The organism is Xanthomonas sp. NCPPB 2250 (assembly GCF_056725265.1).
Map to the genome: position 1 here is coordinate 2,424,364 of NZ_CM161520.1, position 22,262 is coordinate 2,446,625.

At 65.2% G+C, this 22,262-nt stretch carries 17 protein-coding genes; 12 read left to right on the forward strand and 5 right to left on the reverse strand.

The features are described from left to right. Positions 1-18 precede the first annotated feature (18 nt). Together AC1PMG_RS10195 and AC1PMG_RS10200 are read right to left on the reverse strand one after the other, a co-directional pair. Positions 19-837, reverse strand: coding sequence for a MipA/OmpV family protein (locus AC1PMG_RS10195; protein WP_481111523.1), 819 nt, complete (start codon positions 835-837; stop codon positions 19-21). A gap of 27 nt (positions 838-864) precedes the next feature. Further along, positions 865-2,322, reverse strand: coding sequence for an efflux transporter outer membrane subunit (locus AC1PMG_RS10200; RefSeq protein ID WP_481111651.1), 1,458 nt, complete (start codon positions 2,320-2,322; stop codon positions 865-867). A gap of 112 nt (positions 2,323-2,434) precedes the next feature. Between AC1PMG_RS10200 and AC1PMG_RS10205 the strand changes: the two genes are divergently transcribed. From AC1PMG_RS10205 to AC1PMG_RS10225, 5 genes are all read left to right on the forward strand, one after another. Then, complete coding sequence (locus tag AC1PMG_RS10205) at positions 2,435-3,124, forward strand: response regulator (protein WP_152182643.1); 690 nt, start codon at positions 2,435-2,437, stop codon at positions 3,122-3,124. Beyond that, entirely contained in the window at positions 3,121-4,371 is a 1,251-nt protein-coding gene (locus AC1PMG_RS10210) for a sensor histidine kinase (RefSeq protein WP_481111524.1), read from the forward strand. Before AC1PMG_RS10205 ends, AC1PMG_RS10210 begins: the two co-directional genes overlap by 4 nt. Positions 4,372-4,648: 277 nt before the next feature. Further along, positions 4,649-4,849 carry a hypothetical protein gene (locus tag AC1PMG_RS10215; protein ID WP_481111525.1) on the forward strand — a complete coding sequence of 67 codons (201 nt, stop codon included), beginning with the start codon at positions 4,649-4,651 and terminating at the stop codon, positions 4,847-4,849. 213 nt (positions 4,850-5,062) lie between these two features. Next, positions 5,063-5,527, forward strand: a complete 465-nt coding sequence (locus AC1PMG_RS10220) for a hypothetical protein (protein ID WP_481111526.1) — start codon at positions 5,063-5,065, stop codon at positions 5,525-5,527. 195 nt (positions 5,528-5,722) lie between these two features. Further along, complete coding sequence (locus AC1PMG_RS10225) at positions 5,723-6,277, forward strand: hypothetical protein (RefSeq protein ID WP_481111527.1); 555 nt, start codon at positions 5,723-5,725, stop codon at positions 6,275-6,277. Positions 6,278-7,127: 850 nt separating this feature from the next. On the opposite strand, the gene AC1PMG_RS10230 is transcribed toward AC1PMG_RS10225, so the two are convergent. The 3 genes from AC1PMG_RS10230 to panD all read right to left on the reverse strand — a co-directional run bounded on the left by AC1PMG_RS10230 (position 7,128) and on the right by panD (position 9,024). Beyond that, a complete protein-coding gene (locus AC1PMG_RS10230; protein ID WP_481111528.1) occupies positions 7,128-7,274 on the reverse strand; it encodes a BPSL0761 family protein in 147 nt (48 codons plus the stop codon). Positions 7,275-7,849: 575 nt separating this feature from the next. Continuing rightward, a complete protein-coding gene (locus AC1PMG_RS10235) occupies positions 7,850-8,449 on the reverse strand; it encodes a class I SAM-dependent methyltransferase (protein ID WP_481111529.1) in 600 nt (199 codons plus the stop codon). A gap of 209 nt (positions 8,450-8,658) precedes the next feature. After that, positions 8,659-9,024 carry an aspartate 1-decarboxylase gene (gene panD / locus AC1PMG_RS10240; protein WP_481111530.1) on the reverse strand — a complete coding sequence of 122 codons (366 nt, stop codon included), beginning with the start codon at positions 9,022-9,024 and terminating at the stop codon, positions 8,659-8,661. Positions 9,025-10,136: 1,112 nt separating this feature from the next. On the opposite strand from panD, the gene AC1PMG_RS10245 reads away from it, so the two are divergent. The 7 genes from AC1PMG_RS10245 (at position 10,137) to AC1PMG_RS10275 (ending at position 22,246) form a co-directional block, all read left to right on the forward strand. Beyond that, positions 10,137-11,756, forward strand: a complete 1,620-nt coding sequence (locus AC1PMG_RS10245; RefSeq protein WP_481111531.1) for an MBL fold metallo-hydrolase — start codon at positions 10,137-10,139, stop codon at positions 11,754-11,756. 9 nt (positions 11,757-11,765) lie between these two features. Further along, positions 11,766-11,987, forward strand: a complete 222-nt coding sequence (locus tag AC1PMG_RS10250; RefSeq protein ID WP_481111532.1) for an MbtH family protein — start codon at positions 11,766-11,768, stop codon at positions 11,985-11,987. A 235-nt stretch (positions 11,988-12,222) separates the two neighbouring features. Then, a complete protein-coding gene (locus AC1PMG_RS10255; protein WP_481111533.1) occupies positions 12,223-12,981 on the forward strand; it encodes a thioesterase II family protein in 759 nt (252 codons plus the stop codon). Positions 12,982-13,090: 109 nt separating this feature from the next. Beyond that, positions 13,091-14,740 carry a cyclic peptide export ABC transporter gene (locus AC1PMG_RS10260; RefSeq protein ID WP_481111534.1) on the forward strand — a complete coding sequence of 550 codons (1,650 nt, stop codon included), beginning with the start codon at positions 13,091-13,093 and terminating at the stop codon, positions 14,738-14,740. 10 nt (positions 14,741-14,750) lie between these two features. Further along, entirely contained in the window at positions 14,751-18,410 is a 3,660-nt protein-coding gene (locus AC1PMG_RS10265) for a condensation domain-containing protein (RefSeq protein WP_481111535.1), read from the forward strand. A gap of 121 nt (positions 18,411-18,531) precedes the next feature. Next, positions 18,532-19,653 (forward strand): DUF3326 domain-containing protein, encoded by a 1,122-nt coding sequence (locus tag AC1PMG_RS10270; RefSeq protein WP_481111536.1) that lies wholly within the window; start codon positions 18,532-18,534, stop codon positions 19,651-19,653. A gap of 7 nt (positions 19,654-19,660) precedes the next feature. Further along, on the forward strand, positions 19,661-22,246 hold the full coding sequence (locus AC1PMG_RS10275; RefSeq protein WP_481111537.1) for a lantibiotic dehydratase: 2,586 nt from the start codon (positions 19,661-19,663) through the stop codon (positions 22,244-22,246). The last annotated feature ends 16 nt before the right edge of the window (positions 22,247-22,262 follow it).

A 22,262-nucleotide genomic window follows, 5' to 3' on the forward strand; every position in this document is an offset into this window, starting at 1 on the left:
GCGGTGTCCCGGGAACGTTCAGAAGGTGTAGGTGACGGTGGCGCCGCCGCCGGCAGCGGCGCGGCGACGCACCACCGGGCTGCCGTCGGCGGGGCCGACGTAGCGGGTGGCGTTGAGCAGCAGCGAGGCGGTCCAGTGCGGCGACAGGGTGTGATCCCATTCGGCGCCGACGGTGTAGGCGTACACGCCGGCATCGGCGCGGTGCGGTTGGAATCCGCTGGTCAGGCTTTGCGCCTCGGTGACGCCGAAATACGCCTGGTTGAAGCGGCGGTCGCCGACGTGCGCGTCCAGGTCCAGGGTCACGTTGTCGGCCGCGGCCTGCAACAGGGTGAAGCGCGCGCCGGCGCGGTAGCGGTTGCGGCGCGCGCCGTCCTTCAATGCGAACTCCGCCTCGGCGTCCAGCGCCATGTACGGGGTGAGCTGCTGCATGACCAGGCTGCGCGCGGTGATCGCGCCGGGTACGTCGCCCATGCCGGCCAGGCTCTTGGAGCCGGGGCGCCAACTGCTGTTGCGCTGCAGGCGGCCCAGGTCGTAGCCGAACGACTGGCTGGCGGAGAAGCCATGCGCGTTCTGGAACTGCACGCCGGCACCGCGCACCGTATCCGCGAACAGGATGCCGCGCTGCACCGAGAACACCGGCACCGCCTGCACGCGATCGTCGGCGGAACCTGCATAGCGCGGGGTCAGCATGGCGCCGACGCCCACGCTCAGTTGGGTGCGGTCGCCGAACAGGCCGGCGCTCGGGGCCGGATCGGGGTCTGCGGCGTGCGCGGCCGGCGGCAGCGCCAGCACCACCACGGTCAGCGTGGGCGACAGAACGGACAGGAGATGTTTCATCGGGGGTAACCTCGTGCGGGGGAAAGGTCAGGGCGCGTGCGGCAGCGGCACGCCATAGAACGCGCGGAACAGCGCGATGCGATCGAGCAACAGGTCCTGGCGCGCCTGCAGATGCGCCAGTTCGGCCTGCGCGGCCTGGATGTCGCCGGCCAGCAGCTCGGGGCGGTCCTGCAGCCCTTGCGCCACGCGCTGCTGCAGGCGCGCCACGCGCTGGCGTTCGCGCTCCAGGTTGGAGCGTTCGCCGCGCTCGCGCTGCTGCAGCGCCGGCAGCGCATCCAGGGCATCGGCGACCTCGCGGAACGCGGCCTCCACGGTCTTCTCGTAGTCGGCCACCGCGCCTTCCTTGCGCAGCTGTGCAAGATCCAGGTTGGCGCGGTTGCGGCCGCCGTCGAACAGCGGCAGCAGCAACTGCGGCATGAAGCTCCAGGTGCGGCTGCCGGGCATGAACAGGCCGTTCAATGCCTCGCTAGCGGTGCCCAGCGAGGTGCTCAGGCGGATCGACGGGAAGAAGGCCGCGCGTGCGGCGCCGATGTCGGCATTGCGCGCGCGCAGCTCGGCCTCGGCCTGGCGCACGTCCGGGCGCTGCAGCAGCAACTGCGAGTCAAGGTCGCGCCAGGTGCGGCCGTCGTCCTGCCCGGCACCCGGCAGCAGGTCCTGCATGGTGCCGGCGCCGTCCGGCGTGGCGTAGCCGGCGAGCAGTTGCAGGGCACGGCGGGCGGCGGCGTGGTCGCTGGCGGCCTGTTGCGCTCGCGCCTGCGTCTGGTCGTCGTCGTGGCGCTGGCGGTCCAGCGCATCGCGGGAGATCAGCCCGACCGCCTGCTGGCGCGTGGCGATCGCCAGCAGCGCCGCACTGCGTTCGGCGATGGTCTGCGCCTGCTGCTGGCTCTGCAGGGCGGCGCGTTCCAGCGTGTAGGCCCGCAGCACCTCGGCGATCAGCGCACCGCGTGCCGCCTGGCGGCCGTCTTCGGAGGCCAGGTAACGCTGCTGCGCCGCCGCCGACAGCGAGGCCAGCTTGCCGAACAGGTCCAGTTCGAAGCCATCCACGCCGACCGCGACGGTACTCAGCTTCTGGCCGTAGCGCGCCTGCGTGGCCGCGTCGTCGTAGCTGCGGCGCGTGCCCTGGGCATCGAGGCCCAGCTGCGGCACTTGTTGTGCGCGTTCGATGCGGTACTGGGCGCGCGCCTGCTGCACGCTCAGCACGGCATAGCGGAAGTCCGGATCGTGGGCCAGCGCCTGGGTCAGCAGCGGGGTCAGGTCGTGCTGCGGCGAGAATGCCCGCACGAACTGCTGTTCCTGGTCGGTGAGCGCACTCTCGCCGCGATCCGGTGCGGCGGCCGCGGTCGCCGTGGTCGCGCCGAAGGTGGGCGGTAGGGCCGGTTGCGGGCGCTGGTAGACCGGCGCCAGGGAGCAGCCACCCAGGGCGAGCGCGAGCAGGCCGAGCAGGGCGCGGGTGCGACACGGGCGAAGCGGCAGGGACGGTAGAATCATGGCAGCGGTCGGGTGATCGAACTCGACTGCCAGCATCGGCGGGCATGTTCAAGCCGCCTTCTAGGAATCTTCAAGATTCCATCAAGACGCCAAACACGGGCACCGGGCAATGCACGCGAAGAAGATCCTGCTGGTCGAAGACGATGCCGACAGCGCCAGCATCCTCGAGGCCTACCTGCGCCGCGACGGCTTCGAGGTCACCATCGCCGAGGACGGGCAGAAGGCGGTGGCGGTGCATGCGCAGTGGAAGCCGGACCTGGTGCTGCTGGACGTGATGCTGCCGCGGCTCAGCGGCACCGAAGTGCTGTCCACGATCCGCCGCAGCAGCGACACGCCGGTGATCATGGTCACCGCGATGGGCGACGAGCCGGAGAAGCTCGGCGCGCTGCGTTACGGCGCCGACGACTACGTGGTCAAGCCGTACAGCCCCAAGGAAGTGGTGGCCCGGGTGTACGCGGTGCTGCGCCGCGCCGGGCCGGCGCGTGCCAGCGAAGAGCCGCTGCGCCATGAGCGGCTCACCGTGGACACCGCGGCGGTGCGCGCCACGGTGCGCGATGCCGACGGCCACGAGGTGGCGCTGGAACTGACCCCGACCGAGTTCAACATCCTGGCGACGCTGATGAAGACGCCGTTCAAGGCCTTCACCCGCAGCGAACTGCTGGAGATCTGCCTGCCCGACAGCGACGCGCTGGAGCGGGTGGTGGATGCGCACGTGCACAACCTGCGCAAGAAGCTGGAACACGAGCAGGTCACCGGCCTGCTGGTGACCGTGCGCGCGATCGGCTACCGCTTCCGATGAACTGGGCCTGGTTCCGCCGCAAGCGCCACGCGCCGCTGTGGCAATGGGTAGGCCTGCGCATGAGCGCGCTGGCGGTGCTGACCATCATCGCGATCGCGCTGGGCATGGTGCTGCGCTTCGCGATCTGGGACGTCTCCACCCTGAGCCGCCTGCCGCCGCAGGCGCGGCAGGAGATGCTGCAGCTGCGCGAGGATCCGCACAGCAATGCGCGGCGCCTATGGGAACTGTTCGAAACCTACTACGACGTGGCCGACTTCCTGCCCGGGCTGGCCAGTCGCGACTGGTGGCTGCTGGCCGGCATGGTGCTGGCGTCGATCCCGGTGATCGTGGTCTGCGGCCTGCTCGCTTCGCGACCATTGTCGCGGCAGTTCTCCAACGTCGCCGAGGCGGCGCGGCGGATCAGCGATGGCGATTTCGCCGCACGTGCGCGCGTGGTGCCCGGCGCCCCGGACGAACTGGCCGGGCTGGCGACCGACTTCAACGGCATGAGCGCGCAGCTGCAGCAGTACGAGCGCGAGGTGCGCGAGTCCAGCGCGATGCTGGCGCACGAACTGCGCACCCCGCTCAACGCGGCGATGGGCCGGGTGCAGGGCATGCTCGACCAGGTGTTCCCGAGCAGCGAGGAGCAGTTGCGCATGGTCCAGCGCCAGCTGGAGCAGATCAATCGCCTGGTCGGCGACCTGCACCTGCTGTCGATGGCCCGCGCCAACCAGCTGATGCTGGAGCCGCAGCGCTTCGCACTCGGCGCCCTGGTCCGCGAACGCCTGACCTGGGCCGCGCAGCCGCTGCAGGAGGCGGGCATGCAGGTGCAGGTGCGCATTCCCGAGCAGTTGCACATCAGCGCCGACCGCGACCGCCTGGGCCAGGTGCTGTCGGTGCTGATCGACAATGCGCTGCGCTACGCGGCGGCCGGCGGCGAACTGTCGCTGGAGGCGCAGGCCGACCCCGATGGCGTGCTGATCCGCGTCGCCGACCGTGGTCCCGGCGTCGACGAGGAAGCGCTGGCGCGCATGGGCGACCGTTTCTGGCGCGCCGACGACTCGCGGGCACGCCATTCCGGCGGCAGCGGACTGGGCCTGTCGATCGCCGCGGCCATCTGCCAGGCGCACGGCGGCACGCTGGAGTTCGCCAACCGCGCAGGCGGCGGGCTCTGCGCGCGGGTGCGCCTGCCGCATGCGTCTGCCGTCGATGCGGATGCGCTGGTCACAGGTGCGTCCGCGGCGACCCCGCGCAAGCGCCTGGCCTGAGACTCGCAACGGCTGCGGGATCTGGCGGGGGCGTGGCCGGCGGGCGTGGCGCCCAATTCGCACGCATCGCAGTGCCCGTGCTCGACGTCGCGGCGATCGGCGCCTCGTCGATGAACCTGCCGACCGCGGCACATCCACGCGCTGGACTGCGGAGCGCAGATACGGTCCTGCATCTGGCCGCCCACGCGGCACGAACCACCGATGACCTGCTTGGCGGTAAAGTGCATCAGGGTCGACACCTGCATCGGCCCGCCCGTGCCGCAAATCGGATCCCGCAATGCACGCAGACAGCACCGCCCTCCCAACCGGAACCACCCCCGCCGAATGGCGCTCCATCGAGCACGCCGCCACCAGGGAACTGCAACGCCGCACCGAGGCAGCGCACACGGCGGTGATCGCACTGCTGCAGACCCACGCCACTGCGTTCAGCGCGAAACAGCGCGCCCAGATCCGGCGGCGGTTGGCGCGGGGCGGCTGAATCCCGCGGCCGCAGGTGCGGCAGTGCGTGCGTGATGCCACAGCCAGCGAGGCAATGACAGGCGCCATCGAGCGGCGTCGCATGCCCAGTTGTCAGCGCCAAGGCGCACGCGGTCAGTGAGTCAACGAGGCAGCCGCCCGCGTGCCACGTGTCCGGCTCCGACCATGTCGCTGATTGCCACACAACCTCGGCTATCATCGACCGGACGCTGAGATGAGTACGCATATGGAAGTGCGACTCACGCGCGAGCAGGTCCTCGCGCTTGCGCCGGATGCGGCATCGGCCAAGGCGGCCGCCGGCCTGGCCACGGACGCAAAATGGAGCCTGCTCGGCGCCGACGCCGAGGTGCTGTGGGGAGAATGCCAGGGCAGTGGCGCCAAGCCCTACCAGACCCAGGTGGACCTGATCGCGCTGGTGAGCCGGGGCTCATGCCCCAGCCGCAAGTTCCCGTGCAAGCACGGGTATGCCGACGGCAACCCGCGCTGCGTGCCGGGCACCCGGCCGGCCTGGGTCGAGAAATGGATGCAGGGACGTCGCGAACGCGCGGCGCGCAAGGAGGAGGTCGCCGCCAGCACCGCGGCCCGATCCGCAGGTCCAGGCCGCGGCGGCGGCCAGGCGCGAACAGGCGCGTTGGACGCGCATGCAGGTCGGCGAGTCTGGTGGTGTCCCTTTTCATAAGGGCCTCCCATGAAATATCTAGTTAAAACATAGGCTTGTGTTTATGGAGGCGCGCGGTTGTGCACAGGAATTCGAACGCGAATACGTATCCTATCCTGCACCCTTTGACATCTTGGACGGCAATCTGTATCCCAAGTTGCGAGATCAGCCAAGGGTCTTCTCATGGTTGCTTCAAAGCACATGCGCCCCAGAGAGATGAGCTCATCCGAGTTCTATCGCTCCAACGTCTTCGTCGCCAAGTCTCCGCGGCTGGAGCGTAAAGTCGAGCTTGTCTCCAGCCAGTATGAGGCGTGGCTTTTTATTGAGTTCGATCCCGAGATCGATTGGTTCTGCGAACGTCCACCTTTAGGGATAGACCTGCTCCCATTGGAGGGTCAGAGCCACGCTCTGGACTTCTGGGTCGTCACGCGGAAGGGGGAACAATACGGCGTACTGATCTACCACGAGCAGGCGATGAGCGCTCGTGGGCGCAGCTTGGACTTGATTGAGCGCTCAATCGATCGCGCCAACATTCGCTGCCAGCTTTGGCGTGCTAACGACCTGCGAAAGCGCTTTGTACATCTTCGCAACCTCAAGCAACTGCTCGCATTTGTGTTGATGCCAACTGTGCACGGCGAGAGTGTGGCGGAAAGAGTGCTGTCCTATTTGAAGTGGGCAGAGGCGGCATCCTCTGCGGTGACTTGGTCCAACGAGGCGGCCATATGTGTTGTATCGCCAATCGCGGCTTTGCTGGCTCGGAAAGATGCCTGAAGTTGAGGAAGGTGCTCTGTGACAAGTGATTCGCCGAACGGAAGATTGCACGCTTTTTGAATGCTCTTCAGTAAGTTAATTCGCCATTCGGTGGTTCGAGGGACAACCAGGGTGCGTTTTCGGTTAAAGCCTTGCTTCGCAAGCTCGCTTTTTAACGGTTCGGCCATGCAGAGGGTTAGATTTCCTTGGGACGCCTTGATCATGTGGTCACTGAGGAAATCGATAAGTACTGGCCCAGAAACGGGAACGGGAGGAGCGCCAGATAAAGGGAAAGGGCATCCGTAACGGAGTTCATGCCAAGCGCTCCAGTATTTCAGGCCGGCTACATACATTGCTGCGCTATGCTCGTTCAGCGCGAGCTTGGTGACCAACTTCTCGGGCCAATCTGTCATGCGCGCCTCGCATTGTTTGGCGAAGTGTGGCAAATAGATGGTTTGGCTGGCTTTAGACTATGTCTAGTTGAAGCAATATTCAATTTACCCGGCGGTTCAAATCAACTCGCTGAAGCACGAGCTTATCACCATCATCGTCGTCACGCCTGGTGCCGAATCCCGCCTGCCCATCGGCTCCGCCGCGGGCCAACCACTGCCGGTGTTCAGAGGCGATGCGGGCAGTTTAGCGGACGTGCCTACGGGTTCTTCCTGAGTTTTGGTAGCGGCTCTTAGTCGCTACTCGTCTTTTGACCCACGTCTTGCTGAGGCAGATCGGCGCTTGGTCGGTGGGTCACTGAGCGTGTAGTACAGTCGAGAGATCCTATCACTGAGCCCCATGGTCAATGGCCCGTGCCGGTAGCTTTCAAGCCAGCTAGTCTCAGGCCGCGATAGGAACCCGATGACCGACGGAGTGAGGGCTAGAGCACAGCCTGGAGCGGGTAATGGCGCGTCAGCCGGGCTGCTTCGCGGCGTACCTCAACGGGCAAGCGCTCATCAAGCGCGAGCTCTACCAGGAAGGCGCCAGCCTGGTAGAGATGGCGGGTACTTTCCTCGGGTGTCGTCATATGGGCGAGCAATTGCGATCAGAAGTCCTAGGCATGGTTCGCGATCTCGGCTTGCTCGCGTTTGCTAGTCACCTTGGGGAGGTGGCAGCGTCCAGAACTTCTTCCCGATTGGCGCGATTCGTGTCAGGAAAGAGTTCGAGCAGTATCGGGCGGCGCCAATGGGCGTCCGGTACGAAGCTGTACTCGTCATCAGCAAGATCTTGGTTGGACTGCCTGGCCGCGAGCCAACGCCCACGGCGTCGTAGATGGGTTTGTAGGGCGGCGTACAGGGTGTCTATACCAAATACCCCCTGGGACAACGTAGCGGCAGCATGGCGCACGCTCACCCATGCAAGGTAGCGACGCCTGCCTACGGAATAGGAAGCCCACTCTGTTCGTATTGCCAATATGAGTGCTCGGACGTCACCGCCATCTAGGCGATGGCGCTGCAAGAGATGCACAAGATAGGCTTCGCTATCTCCATCAGCGAGCAAGCGCCAGAGAGCATCGCGAGAAATCACGTCGTTCTCGGACAAGCGAAGTTGCACAGCAAGCAACGTCATCCTTCGCCATGGGGGCGTGATCCTGCATCCCTGCTACGGCCGCTGGGCGTGGAAGTAGTGGTTGCCGCCAGCATCGACATAGCTGCGGACGAGGACCAGCCCCACCTCCGCAAGGAGGCCGACATATGCGCTCTCTCCAAGGGAGCGGGACGCGCGGCCCGTCATCACGTCCGCCCACTCGCAGACCTGGGTGGGAGCGGTGAATAGAAAATGGCCGCCGGCGTTCAGCGCCGATGCAACTGCGAAGATCAGCTGCCGCTGCATGACCGAGGGAAGCAGGAAGATGAGCCCGATCGCAACGATGCCGTCGAAACGTCTGCCGAAGAAGCTTGAGTTCTCCACCGGCTCGCAAGCGACGCTGGCACTGGGGAAGCGCTTCCGAAACTCGGCCACCATCGCAGGCGAAGCGTCGACCCCGTAGATCTCGCATCCCTCCGCGATCAGTGCCCTCGCGATCGGGACACCGGTCCCGCAACCAAGATCCAGCACCGCGCATCCGTGCGGCAGATCCTGCGCCCAGGCGCGCACCACATCGACGCCGATGTCGGACTGTTCGCGGATGGCGATGAACTCGTCCGTGACTTCTTCCCAGCCATTGGACGTATCGTGCTCGAAAGGCGCTGTGGGAATCATGCGTTAGCTCTCTTGGCCTGCGTTTTGTCTGCCGGGCCAGTAACACGATGCCGACGACGTGCTCGCAAACCTATCAAAACGGCCGCCGTGGCTCAAGAAGTTGCATGACGCGGCATGACGTTACAGGAGTCGAGACGAGCTCAAGGCCTCCGCGGAAGTGGCGACCGCGAGGCCGGATCCAAAGATCGCAATTCGCGCAAGCCCTTTCGTCACGAACCATGCGGACCTGCGGTTTGGACATTGTTGTCGTCGACCAGAACGATGATCGGCACATGGGTGGCGGCCTGTTCTTGCGTATAAGACGAGTACGCGCAGATGATGACGTGATCGCCAACCATCGCCTTTCTCGCCGCCGCTCCGTTGAGACAGATTTCTCCGCTGTGGCGAGGCGAACGAATCGCATAAGTCGTCAGGCGCTCTCCGTTCTCGACATTGTAGATTTCGATGTGCTGGAACTCGCGGATACCCGAGCTTTCGAGTAGAAGCTCGTCGATGCCGCAGGACCCTTCGTAATGCAGGTCGGCTCGCGTCACGCGGACCCGGTGAAGCTTGGCTTGAAGCAGCGGAATAAGCATGCGATGAGTCTCCATGAAGTTCGTTTCGGCCGATGCATGTGGATTGCGTGGTGGACTGATGCTGCGATTCGAACTCAAGGCGCCTGCGGCCCATCTGCCGCGTACGCGTCGGGAAAGCATGTTCTTGGTATCCGTCTGCCAGGAATCGCCATGTCAGAAACCGAACAGGCCACAAATCGGAAAACGGGTGCCGTGGATGTCACTTGCACGCTCTCCTTGTCGCCATGGGCTGTTTCTCACCAAGAATCGGCGATGCGGGTTGCCGTCGCGTCCACAGATCATGCCCGCCTCAATGACGGATTCCAACGATCTGCAGATGGCTCCGATCTAGCGCATCGAATACGCGTAGTACTCGCTGGAAGGCAGGATCAAATGCGGTGTGCAACAAGGAAATCTTGAAGCTGGCAAGCTGGTTCAAAAGCACGCGAGCAAGACGCGATTCGCGGACTGGACGGCAATTACACGGAGACCATCAATCGCGCCTCATGCTTTTTGGCGCGCATCGGCATGCTACTACCATGGCAGTAAGCCGAGCAACTTTCCAGTGGCTGAAGCGACGTGTCTCAGTCGCCTTGGCATGCCCTGCATGCCCCATGTGCACGCCAGCCAGGACATGGCAGCACGCGTTGGCAGGACAGTTGTCAATTTCTGGATAGACGTCTTCAGATGTCTGTTAAGCAGACGCGCTGCGTTCGGATGGTTCGACTGAAAACGCTCCGTACGCGGATCGCATCAACGTTGCGACGTAGCAAGAACGTCCTTGCGGTGATCGATCGCATGCGTCATGTGCGAGTTTCGTCGCCGAGCGAAAAGCGCTTGAAGCTGCGCTACTTTTTTGTCTACGGAATCGTGAGCGGGCTGGCTATACTCGTGTTCGATCGGTCGTCCTCGAACGCTTCAGACGGGTGTCACCGAACGTACATCGCTCCATGAAATGCTGACGCTTGATCGCTGCGCGGCAATCGTTGACGGAATTGTTATTAACGTTTTCCGAATTTAGCCTCTGCAATGCAGGTGACTGGCGTCACCGCGCCGACTTTGCTGGTCGGCTGAAGCACGCGCGTTGCCAGGAGTTGGACGCTACCTTCTATCTCCACTTCGATAGGTGAGGCATGAGGCCGGAAAATCTGTTCGTCAGGCCGAATCTTGTCACTGAGCCATTGTTCAATCGATGGTATGCGTGGTCCTATCTCGTTTCGCCCGCAAGTTCGGCGTTGTACCTGGCCAACCAGCAACTCAGGATCCTTCAGTCCTTCGTTTCGGCTCCCCAGGTCCATGCCAAGGCACTGCAGGATCGCAAGATGATCGGCGGTCCGTTTGTCGATCATCCAGCGACGAAAGTCGGCGAAATTCGTGCGCTACTGGAAAGGACGGTCGCGACGCGATCGCAGGCGCTCGCGTTCGCCAAGGCGGTAAAAGAGCTGCATCAGTTGCTCGAGGAGAGCGCGGACGGGCATTCGCTCGAACCGCTGTACAGCCGAGTTCCCGAGCTTTTGCGCGGCTATGTCGAACTTGTCTACGACCTCAATCACGCCCCGTCGGTGCGTTTTATGGAGGGCCTGTTGTATCGCAGTCCGCTGTTCGACGAAGCCGGCCAGAGCGTGACGATGTTCCTGGCGCACCAGGATGGGCGCCCATTCGCATTCAGTACGCCCAGGCTGCCCTCCGCCGCTGCCGTGGATCTGCCGATCAGGTTCGCAGATTCCAGGCTCGATGCGTTCTATCGCGCGAAGTCCGAACCCGCGGACTACCATTATCTGAAGGATCTGCTTGGGGTGGAGGAACAGCATGAGGAGATCTTCTCCACGTTCTTCACCTCGCAACCGCCCGTGACGACCCGCGCCGAGCATGACGGCGTCAGGATCCGCTACTTCGGCCATGCTTGCGTGCTGATAGAGACGCAAGACGTTGCGGTGCTATGTGATCCGGTGATCGGTTACGACTACGACGACGGCGCGCCACGATTCAGCTACGCCGATCTGCCAGCCAGGCTGGACTATGTCCTCATCACCCACAACCACCAGGATCATTGCGCGCTGGAGACCCTGCTCCAGCTCCGGCATAGAATCGGTACGGTCCTGGTTCCCAAGAGCAACCCCGGGGCATTGGCCGATCCCTCGTTGAGGATGGTGCTCAGGAGCATCGGCTTTGCCCGCGTGCAGGAAGTCGAGGAGATGGAGGAGGTCGACATCGACGGCGGCGTCATCCGCTGCATTCCGTTCCTGGGCGAGCATGGCGATCTCAATATCCAGAGCAAGATGGCCTTTGCCGTCGAACTCAAGGGTCGCACCGTCGTCATGGCCGCCGACTCCAACAATCTGGAACCGAGGATGTACCAGCACATCGCTGCGGCCTTGCCACAGGTGGACGTGCTCTTCATCGGCCTGGAGTGCGAGGGCGCGCCGCTGAGCTGGGTCTACGGCCCGATGCTGATGCGTACGTTATCGCGCAGCATGGATCAGTCCAGGCGATTCGACGGATCGGATTGCGCGAAAGCGTTGCAGGTGGTCGAGGTCTTCAAGCCGCAACAAGCATATGTCTATGCCATGGGGCTGGAGCCCTGGCTCACCTACATGCTCGCGGTCGATGGAAGTGAAACATCCCACTCGATCCAGGAATCGGAAAAATTCGTTGGACTTTGTCGCGAGCGCGGAATTGAATCGGAGCGGCTGTATTGCAAGAAGGAGATCGTTCTTTCCGCACGTCGGGCTTCCATTGGCAGACACAATTAGGAGAAACACGTGAGAAACGACGAGAGCGAAGATACCACCATCTACAAGGTGGTTATGAATCACGAAGAGCAATATTCGATCTGGCCGGCCGATCGTGAGAACGCGCTTGGCTGGAACGATGCCGGAAAGTCCGGAACCAAGGCGGAATGCCTGGCGTACATCGAGGAGGTATGGACGGACATGCGGCCGCTCAGCCTCCGGAAGAAGATGGACGCCGCTGCCGGCGCCTAGCTGGATCAGACACGGCGTGATCGCGCGCGTTGCCGCGCGAAGAGCGGCGCCATCGAATGCATGTCGGATTTTGCTGGATCGTCGCAAGCGTCGGCGTACCCGTGCGCGCTGGTCGATGACAGAGCGCAATACGCCCGCAGGCGGCTTCGCAAGGTGTCGCCACATGCCGTGAGAGTCCGCGCTTTCTCGGGATATCTGACCGCACGCTGCCAAAGCCACTCTGGAGGCAACGCAGATGAGTCCAAAATGGCGGAACAGGTGGATCGTGTTTCCCAGTCCGAATCCGGCTGCCAGGCTGCGCTTGTTCTGCTTTCACCATGCGGGCGGGAGCGGGCAGTTCTTTCACGGCTGGCCAGGGCATCTTGCGCCGATCGTGGAAGTGGCGGCAATTCAGCTGCCAGGTCGCGGCCCCAGGCTCGGGGAGCCCTATGCACGGCATTTGCAGGCGCTGAGCGGGATCCTGGCGAAGGAGTTGTCGCCCTATCTGGATAGGCCGTTCGTCTTCTTCGGCCACAGCCTGGGGGCGCTGCTGTGCTTCGAAACAGCGCGCAGCCTGCGCCACGACGACCAGCCGCAGCCGGCGCATCTGTTCCTCTCCGCTGCCGAGGCGCCGCACCGGCGCGAGCGCGACGAACGGATCTCCGGATTGTCCAGACAGGCGTTGATCGAACGGCTGCGCGAGTTCGATGGCGCGCCGGAGGAAGCGCTGCGGAACGATGAGTTGCTGGATCTGATGCTGCCAGCGATTCGCGCGGATTTCGAACTGGGTGAAACGTACGAGTTTCGATCCGAGCGGCCGCTGGAGTGCTCGATGACCATTTACGGCGGCATGGACGATAGAGGCGTCGACGCGGAACGATTGGAAGCATGGGAGGAGATGACCCATGGCGCGAGCGAATTGCGCATGTTTCCCGGTGGCCATTTCTACATCAACAGCGCGCAATCGAGTTTTATGCATGCGCTGTCGGCCGACATCGCCAAGCTGTGCGTGTAGTTCTGCCCATGCGTAAGCGAATGCCTTGGGCGATCGGATTGCCGCGTCCGAGCAATGGTGCCTCGGCGCCGGATCCCAGCGTCCGCGCCATCGAAAGGATTCTTGCGCTATGAGAATTGTCCGGCTTGCGGCGAAGAACGCGATGCATCTTCTCGTCCCATCGGTGGTTGCGGGCCTGATCGCGGGCCTGGGCGGCGCCGCATTGATCGCGCTCATCAACCGGATCATGAACCGCCCGGAGCTGGCCACATCCGGCCTGATCGGCACGTATGTGGCCGCGTGCGCGTTGGTGCCGCTCACGCGACTGGTTTCGGCGGCGCTTCTGATCAAGCTGAGTCAGCGCATGACCTACGATCTGCGCATGCGCCTGAGCGAGCGGATCCTGGGCGCTCCGCTGCGGCATCTGGAGGAGGTCGGCACGCATCGCTTGCTCGCTGCGCTCACCGACGATGTGTTGGTCATTTCCAACGCTGTCGTCAACATTCCGGTCGTCTGCGTCAACCTGGCGATACTGCTTGGCTGCGTGGTCTACGTGGGCTATCTCTCCCTGCCGCTGCTGGCGACAATGTTGCTGGCCATCGCCATCGGCGTCGTCAGCTATCTGCTGCCGATGGCCATCGCCAATCGCCGCCTGCGTTTGGCGCGCGAGCTGCAGAACGATCTGTTCAAGCACTTCAACGGCCTCATCGGCGGCATCAAGGAGCTGAAGCTGCACCAGCCGCGCGCCGAGACCTTCACACAGGACGTGCTCGAAGTCTCCGCCGAAGCCGTTCGCCACCACACTACCGCCGGCATGACCGCCTACGCAGCGGCGTCGAGCTTCGGGCAGGCGTTGCTGTTCGCATTCATCGGGCTGCTGGTGTTCTACCTGGGCGGCGCGCTGCACGTCGGGATGGAAGTGGTGGTCGGCTGCGTGCTCGTCGCCTTGTACATGATGGGTCCGCTCGAGGTGATCGTGAACGCGCTGCCGGCCTTCGGCCGTGCGCGCATCGCACTGCAGAACTTCGAACAGCTGGGCCTATCGCTGGCCTCGCAACCGGCCGAGCGGATGGCATCGGCGCAGGCGCCGGGGTGGAAACGGCTGGAGCTCGACAAGGTCGTGTTCCGCTACCGTCAAGATGAGGACAAGCCCGGGTTCGCGGTGGGACCTATCAGCATGCAGCTTGCGCCGGGCGAAGTGGTTTTCGTGACCGGCGGCAACGGCACCGGCAAGACCACCTTTATCAAGCTGCTGACCGGGCTGTATGCGCCCGAATCCGGGCAGATCCGGCTGGACGACCAACCGATCGGCGACGCCAACCGGGTCGCGTATCGGCAGTTTTTTTCCTCGGTGTTCTTCGATTTCCATCTGTTCGAGCAGTTCCTCGGCATCGACGTGAGCGAGGCCGGCGAGCGCATCGCGGCCTACCTGAAGGTGCTCCAGCTCGATGGCAAGGTCACGATTCGCGAAGGCAGGCTGTCCACCACCGAACTGTCGCAGGGGCAGCGCAAGCGCCTGGCCCTGCTGACTGCCTACCTCGAGGACCGGTCCATCTACATCTTCGACGAATGGGCTGCGGATCAGGATCCGGTCTTCAAGGAGGTGTTTTATTACGAGCTGCTGCCCGAGCTGAAGCATCGAGGCAAGTCGGTCGTGGTCATCAGCCACGACGATCGCTACTTCCACGTCGCCGATCGCATCATCAGGCTCGACGCCGGGAAGGTTTCGATGTCAGCGGACGTGATGCGTCCGTCCGACGCGCTGAGCCGAGCGGGGTAGCGGGATGCCCATGTCGATTCCCGACGGCTACAGGGGGCCATTCGACGGCGCGACCGAGCCGCGGACGCTGATCGAGCTCCTGCGGTGGCGCGCGCTCCGGCAACCAGGCAAGACCGCCTACCTGTTCCTGGACGAGTCGGGAGTGGTGGCGGCGCAGACCGATTACGCGACCCTGGAGCGACGCGCATCTTCCATCGCGCGACGGCTCGAACGGACGCGGGCGCGCGGCGAGCGGGCGATACTGCTGTGTGGACCCGGACTGGATTTTCATGCGGCGTTCCTGGGTTGCCTGTGCGCGGGCGTGGTTGCGGTTCCGGTCAATTCGCCTCGGGTGAACCGTAACTTCGAGCGGTTGCGCGCGGTCATGGCCGATGCCGATGCACGCCTGATCCTGACCATCGCGCCCTTGCTTCCAAAGCTGCGGCTCGCGGCCGATCATCTGCCCGACCTGCAGCGCTGCGAGTGGATCGCGGTGGATGAAGTGGAGGACGACGTGCAGCCCTGGCACGGGCCGCCCGTTACGGAGGACACGCTGGCTTTCCTGCAATACACCTCCGGTTCGACCGCAACCCCGCGCGGCGTGCGGCTCAGCCACGCGAATCTGTTGCACAACGCGCGGCTGGTGCATCGGGCCGGCCGGCATGGGCCGGACGACAAGTATGTGTCGTGGCTGCCTACCTTCCACGACATGGGATTCATGGTCGGTCTGCTTCAGCCCTTGTATGCGGGCATACCCGCGGTGTTGATGTCGCCGGCATCGTTTCTGCAACGTCCGCAGCGGTGGCTGCAGGCGATCGCCGAACACCGCGCCACCTTGAGCGGCGGCCCGGATTTCGCCTACCGGTTGTGCGTGGAGCGCATTTCTCCCGAGCAGCGCGCCGACCTCGACCTGCGCCGCTGGCGGATCGCCTTCAACGGCGCCGAGCCGGTGCGGGCGCAGACGATGGACGATTTCGTGGCGGCGTTCGCACCGTGCGGCTTCGAGAAATCTTCGTTCTATCCATGCTATGGGCTGGCGGAAGCGACCTTGATGGTCTCCGGTAGCGGTGGCGGCACAGCCGCGCGTCGCGGGCGTTTCAGCCAATCCGCCCTGGAGCGGCATCGTGTCGCCGCGGCCGGCGAGGCGGACCGCGACGCAGTGAAGCTGGTCAGTTGCGGGCGCGTGCTCGGCGGCCAGCGCCTGGCGATCGTCGATCCGCGGACGCGCCTGCGCTGCAGCGCGAGCGAGGTCGGCGAGATCTGGGTGTCGGGCCCAAGCGTATCCGATGGCTATTGGAACCGCCCGGAGCAGAGCGCGGAGCTGTTCGGCGCCCGGCTCGAGCCCGACGGCGAGGGCCCATTCCTACGAACCGGCGACCTGGGGTTCCTGGCCGACGGCGAACTGTACGTCACCGGGCGCCTCAAGGACCTGATCATCGTGCGCGGCGCCAACCACTATCCGCAGGACATCGAGCAGACGGTCGAAAGCGTGCATCCGGTGCTGCGTTCCGGTTGCAGTGCCGCGTTTTCGGTCGAGATCGACGGCGAGGAGCAGTTGATCGTCGTGCAGGAAGCCGAGCGCCAGCCAGGCATCGATCCGCAGGAGCTGATCGATGCGATCCGGCAGGCAATTTCGCAGCGACACGAATTGCAGGCCCATTCGGTCGTACTTGTCAGGAAGGGCACCATCGCCAAGACATCCAGCGGCAAGATTCAGCGGCACGCCTGCAAGGCCGCCTTTGTCGATGGGCGCCTGCGCGAGATCGCGCGCGATTCCCTCCAGACGCACGACGCTGCGCCGGAAGCGAGCCTGATCCTCAGAACCCTCCAATCCATCCCGGCCGCCAGCAGGCAACCTCCGCTGGAGGTGTATCTGCGGGAACAGGCCAGCCGCCTGCTCAAGATTCCGGCGCGGCGCCTGGCCCATGACCTGCCGCTGTCGGCGTTCGGGCTGGATTCCCTGAATGCCATCGAGTTCAAGAACGCCGTCGAGCGGGACTTGCGCGTTCCGCTCGCGCTGTCGACGCTGTTCGAAGACGGCACGATCTCCGATCTGGCCCGCGAATTGGCGCCAGCGCTGGACGCGCCGCCGGCAATGCAGGCGCAGGCAGCAGAGGGTTCGCCGCCGGAATCGCCCGAATCCGGCGCGCCGCTGTCCTGCATGCAGCAATCGTTGTGGCTGACGCACCAGCTCGCGCCTTCCAGTCCGGCCTACAATGTCGCGCTCGCCGTGCGGATCGACGACGCGATCGACCGCGCTGCGCTGCGCGACGCGCTGCAGGACGTGGTCGACCGCCATGCCGCCCTGCGCACCGTGTTCGTCGCGACCGCGGACGGTCCCAGGCAGATCGTCCGTGAGCGGCGGGACGCGTGGTTCGAGGCGACCGATGGCGCTGCGGAGCGGATGGACGAGGCGCTGATCGCGCTGGCGTACCAGCCGTTCGACCTGTCGGTTGGGCCGCTGTTCCGCGCTGCGTTGTTCACACGTTCCGCGCGCGACCACACCTTGTTGTTGATGGCCCACCACCTGGTCACCGACGGCCGTTCGATGTGGATCCTGCTCGAACAAACCCTGTCGCTGTATCAGGAGCGCAGAGCCGGTCGCCCGAGCGCCGCGCTGCAGCCGGCCCGTGACTACGCCGACTTCGTGCGCTGGCAGGCGCAAACCCTGGCGGGGCCGCAGGGCGAGGCGTCGTGGTCGTACTGGCGCGCCGAGCTCCAGGAGCTTCCGGTCCTGGATTTCCCGATGGCGTCCCGGCGGCCGCCGGTGAGGACGTTCAGCGGCGCGGAGTTGCGCTTCGACGTAGGTCTGGCGCTGGCGCAGTCGCTTCGCGACCTGGCGACATCGCACCGGACGACGCTGTACACGGTATTGCTGAGCGCTTTTCAGGTGTTGCTGCATCGTTACAGCGGCGCGCGCGACCTCGTGGTCGGTTCGCCGGTGCAGGCGCGGCCTGGCGCCGACTTCGAGGGCGTCGCCGGCTGCTTCTTCAACGTGGTGGCGCTGCGCTGCGACCTCCACGCGAACCCGCGCTTCGGCGAACTGCTCGCCCAGAACCGGCGCAAGGTGCTCGGCGCACTGGAACATCAGGATTATCCTTCGCACCTGCTCGCGCAGAAGCTGCAGGCCGAGCGCGATCCCAGCCGCTCGCCGCTGTTCCAGGCGACATTCCTCCTGCAGAAACCGGTGCCGGTCGCCGATGGCGCGCCGCTGTCGCTGCAGCAAGGCGCCAAGGCCCGTATCGGTGGCGTGACGTTCGCGCTGGAGCCGGTCGAACGGCGCTTCGCGCGCAACGATCTGGAACTGGAGATCCTGGAGGCGCAAGACGGCCTGCTCGGTTCGCTCCAATACAACACCGATCTGTTCCAGCGCGGCGACATGCAGCGTTTGATCGGGCACTACCAACAGTTGCTGTCGTCCATCGTTGCCGATCCGCGACAACGCGTCTCGCAGTTGCCGATGAGCCCGCAGGCCGAGCGCCAACGGGTTCTTGAGCAGTGGAGCCAAGGGACGGGCGGCTACTCGCAGGCGAGCACGGTCGATGCGCTGTTCGCGGCGCAGGCGGCACGAACCCCGGAGAAGATCGCCGCAGTGCACGCGGGCGCATCGCGGACCTTCGCGCAAATCAACGACGAGGCCGAAAGGCTGGCCACTCTGATCGAGAGGTTGAGTTCACATGATCCGAAATAGTCAAATCACGCTCGGCAAATCCGAGGCATTCGCCACCGGATCGCTTGCCGAGGCCGTCGCCAAGGCCGCGGACGGGAAGGTGCTGCGCTGGTATGTGGCGCAGTCCACCGACGAGGACCTGGTGGTCGAGGTGACCACATGCGAGGACGTGCGCGACCGGCCCGACCCGTCCGCGCAGCGGCGGTTCTATCCAGGAAGGAACGTCGTGCTCAGCGTCGTGCCGACCGGCATCGGCTGCAGCATCGGCGGCTTCGCCGGCGACGCCGCGCCGGCATCGAACCTGCTCGCCGGCGTAGCCGACTACCTCATCGCCAACCCCAACACGGTCAACGCCTCCAATTTCATCAATCTGCAGAACCGCAACATCCTATACACCGACGGGTACTCGATGGACCTGTTCTGCAGCGGCGCGGCCGATCTGCACATCCCGTACGCGAACCGCGTCGGGCTGATCGTGGAGAGGACCGACGAACGCAGCATCGCGACCATCTTCAATATCGTCAACGCGGTGCGCGCGGTCCACGGGGTCAACATCTCCGACGTGGTGGTGACCGAGGAAAGCATCGGCGGGCGTTGCCACGAGAACGCGTCGAAGGGTTTCGTCGGCACGGTCGACAATCCGAGCGTGCTGTTCGATGCATGCGAGCAACTGGTGCGGCGCGGGGTCAATGCCATCGGCATCACCACCAACATCAGCGACTTGCCGCTGCACAACTACGCCAAGCACTTCGACGGCGAGTATCCCAACCCGATCGGCGGAGTCGAAGCGATCATCTCCTACCTGGTCAGCAACCGTTTCAACTTGCCGGCGGCGCATGCCCCGCTGCTCAACATCAAACAGCTCGACCTGAAGAGCGCCGTGGTCGATGCACGCGGGGCGGGGGAGTTCGCCTCCGAAAGCGGACTGGCCTGCATCCTGGTCGGCTTGAAGAACGCGCCGCAGATCGCGCCGCCGGCCGGCTCCCGCATCGCCGATGTGGTCAATGTCAACAACCTCGCGGCGGTCGTCACACCGGCGTCCTGCCTGGGCGGCATCCCCGCCGTGTGCGCGAACCAGCAGGGGATCCCGATTGTCGCGGTGCGCGAGAACAGCACGATTCTGCGCGTGGACCGTGAGGTGATGCGGATGGACAACGTGATCGAGGTGGAAAACTACGCGGAAGCGGCTGGGATCCTGCTGGCGCTGCGCAATGGAATTCATGTCGAAAGCATCCGCCGGCCGCTGAAGACGCTGCGCTACTGAGAACGCCATGGAAACCGCGGTCGCCGCCTGCCACCAGATCACGCCTGCCGAATCCGGCGCCGCGCCGCATTCGGACGCGGCGCATTACCGCGTCGACCTGCCCGGCGGCACGTGGATGCTGTGGCGCTGGGCGGCGTTGCGCGGCGCGGGTTTTCCGGCCCACCTGCTGCTGCAGTTGGGCGCGCCGGACTGCGCGCGCGCGGCCGATGCGCTCAACGATGAGCGCCAGCGCGAGGCGGATGCGCGCCAGGCTGCGATCGCGGCAATGCAGCGGGCGATGCACGAGACGGGCCAGCATCGCCCGTCGGCGCGCAAAGCGCTGCGATTGTTGCAAGTACCGGAGTTCGCCGCGGCCTTGCAAACCCGCGATGACGTCCGCGAGGCAGTGCAGCGATGGCGGCATTGCGATGCCGCCTGTGGCGCGGCGCGGGAGCGGTTCGCCGCGCGGTTCGGCGCTGCGACCCTGCAGGCCTCGGACGCGCTCAAGCGGGTTGCGGGGCGTCGCGACTTCCGCGAGGCGGTGGCGTGGCAGAACCGCCATGCGCTGCAGACCGGCGTCGATCCGCTGCTGCATGAGCGCAGCGAAACGCGTGGTTCCAAGTTGCGGCAGCGGGAGCAACTGGTCGCGAACTATCTGCAGCGGTACTGCGTCAAGAACGACACCATCGGCTTCTTCGGGCCGGTGGGCTGGGCGCGTCTGGCATCCGACGGACCCGCGTGGCGGGTCCGCGCGGGGAGCGCGCTGTTGGCGCGCAGGAACCTGTACTTCGAGTCCTGGTGCGTGGACGCGCTGGTGGAAAACTTCGAACACCGCCGCGCGGTGTTGCCGTGGATCGCGCCGCGCCGCAGCTGCACGATGCACGAAATCGACGGTGTCGCGCATCTTCCGTTCCGCGCGCCCGTGCGGCTGTCGCCCGCGGAGCGCGCTGCGCTGAACGCCTGCGACGGCGTCGTGCAGGCGCACCGCATCGCCGCCGCGTTGGCCGCCGATCCCACCCTCGGCTTGCACAACGAGGGCGAGGTCTACGAACTGCTGCACAGCCTGCAGGCGCGGGGAGTGCTCTGGTGGCAGTTAGAACTGCCCAGGCAACTGCGGCCCGAACTCGCGCTGCGCGATGCGCTGGCGCAAATCGAAGATCCGCAGCTGCGCGCGCCCCTCGCCGCGGCGTTGGAGCAACTGCAGGCGGCGTTCGAGACGGTCGCCGCGGCCGCGGGCGACGCCGACGCGGTGAGCGCCAGCACCGCCGATCTGGAGGCGACGTTCAATCGCCTCACCGGCCGCGCGGCGACGCGCGCGGCGGGCGAAACGTATGCGGGCCGGACCTTGGTGTACGAGGATTGCGTTCGCGGCGGCGAGCTGCAGATCGGCCCCGAGGTGCTTGCGGACGTGGGCCCTGCCTTGTCGCTGGTGCTCGACAGCGCACGCTGGCTCGCCTATGCGGTGTGGTTCTCCTACAGCAAGATCGCCGCGAACTTGTATGCCTCGCTGTCCCGCTCCACAGGTTCGGCGCAAGTGGATTTCGTCCAGTTCTGGGCGCGCATCCAGCCGTTCTTCTTCGAGCGCCGCGAGGAGGTGGGGTCGGCGGCGTTGGACCAGTTCCAGAAGCGTTGGGCGCGGATCGTGCCGCCCTCGCGCGACGTGCGCCATCGGCACTTCACCGCGGACGCGCTGCGGCAGGCGGTGGCGAAGGAGTTTTCGCTCGGCCAGCGCCCGCGCAGTCTCTCGCGCTACCACTGTCCCGACCTGATGTTCGCGGCGAAGGACGCCGAAGCGCTGGGCCGGTTGGACTATCAGGCCGTGTTGGGCGAGCTGCATGCCGGAATCAACACCCTTGCATGGCCGCTGTTCATCGCGCAGCACCCATCGCCCGAGGATCTGTTCCGCACGGTCGCACTCGACCTGTCCGAGCCGCGGCTGCTGCCGATCGTGCCGAAAGGCGCGTTCGGCGATGTCACGCGGCTGTTTCCGGCGCTGGCTTCGCCAGCGGACTACCACCTTGGATTGCAGACCGGCCCGGTCCAGGTCGACGCGTCGCGCTACCTGCCGATCGGGGAACTGGTGGTGGAGGCGCGCGGCGACGAGTTGTTGCTGCGCACGCGCGATGGCCGGGTGACGCTGGACCTGATGGCGGGACTGGGTCAGTTCATCGACGTCGTCACCGCAGGGCGCTTCAAGCCGTTCGGCATCGATGGGCACCTGCCGAGGATCACCATCGATCGGCTGGTGGTGTGCCGCGAAGCCTGGAGTTTCGCCTTCGACGCGGCCGCTTTCGCTTTCTGCAGGGAAGAAGCGCAGCGCTATGCGGGAGCCCGTGCGTGGGCGGCCCGGCACGGCCTGCCGCGGTTTGTGTTCGTCAAGTTCCCGGGCGAAGGCAAGCCCGTCTATATCGATTTCGCCAGCCCCGTCTACGTCGAGATCCTGTCCAAGCTGGTGCGGCGCGCGGCCGCCGTCGGCGCCGGGTCGCAGGCGGCGTTCACCGTTACCGAGATGTTGCCGGAGATCGAACAGAGCTGGCTGCCGGGCGCCGCCGGCGAACGCTACACCTGCGAGCTGCGAATGGTCGCGGTCGACCGCTCCGACCACGCTCGCTGAGCCACGGGACAAGGAA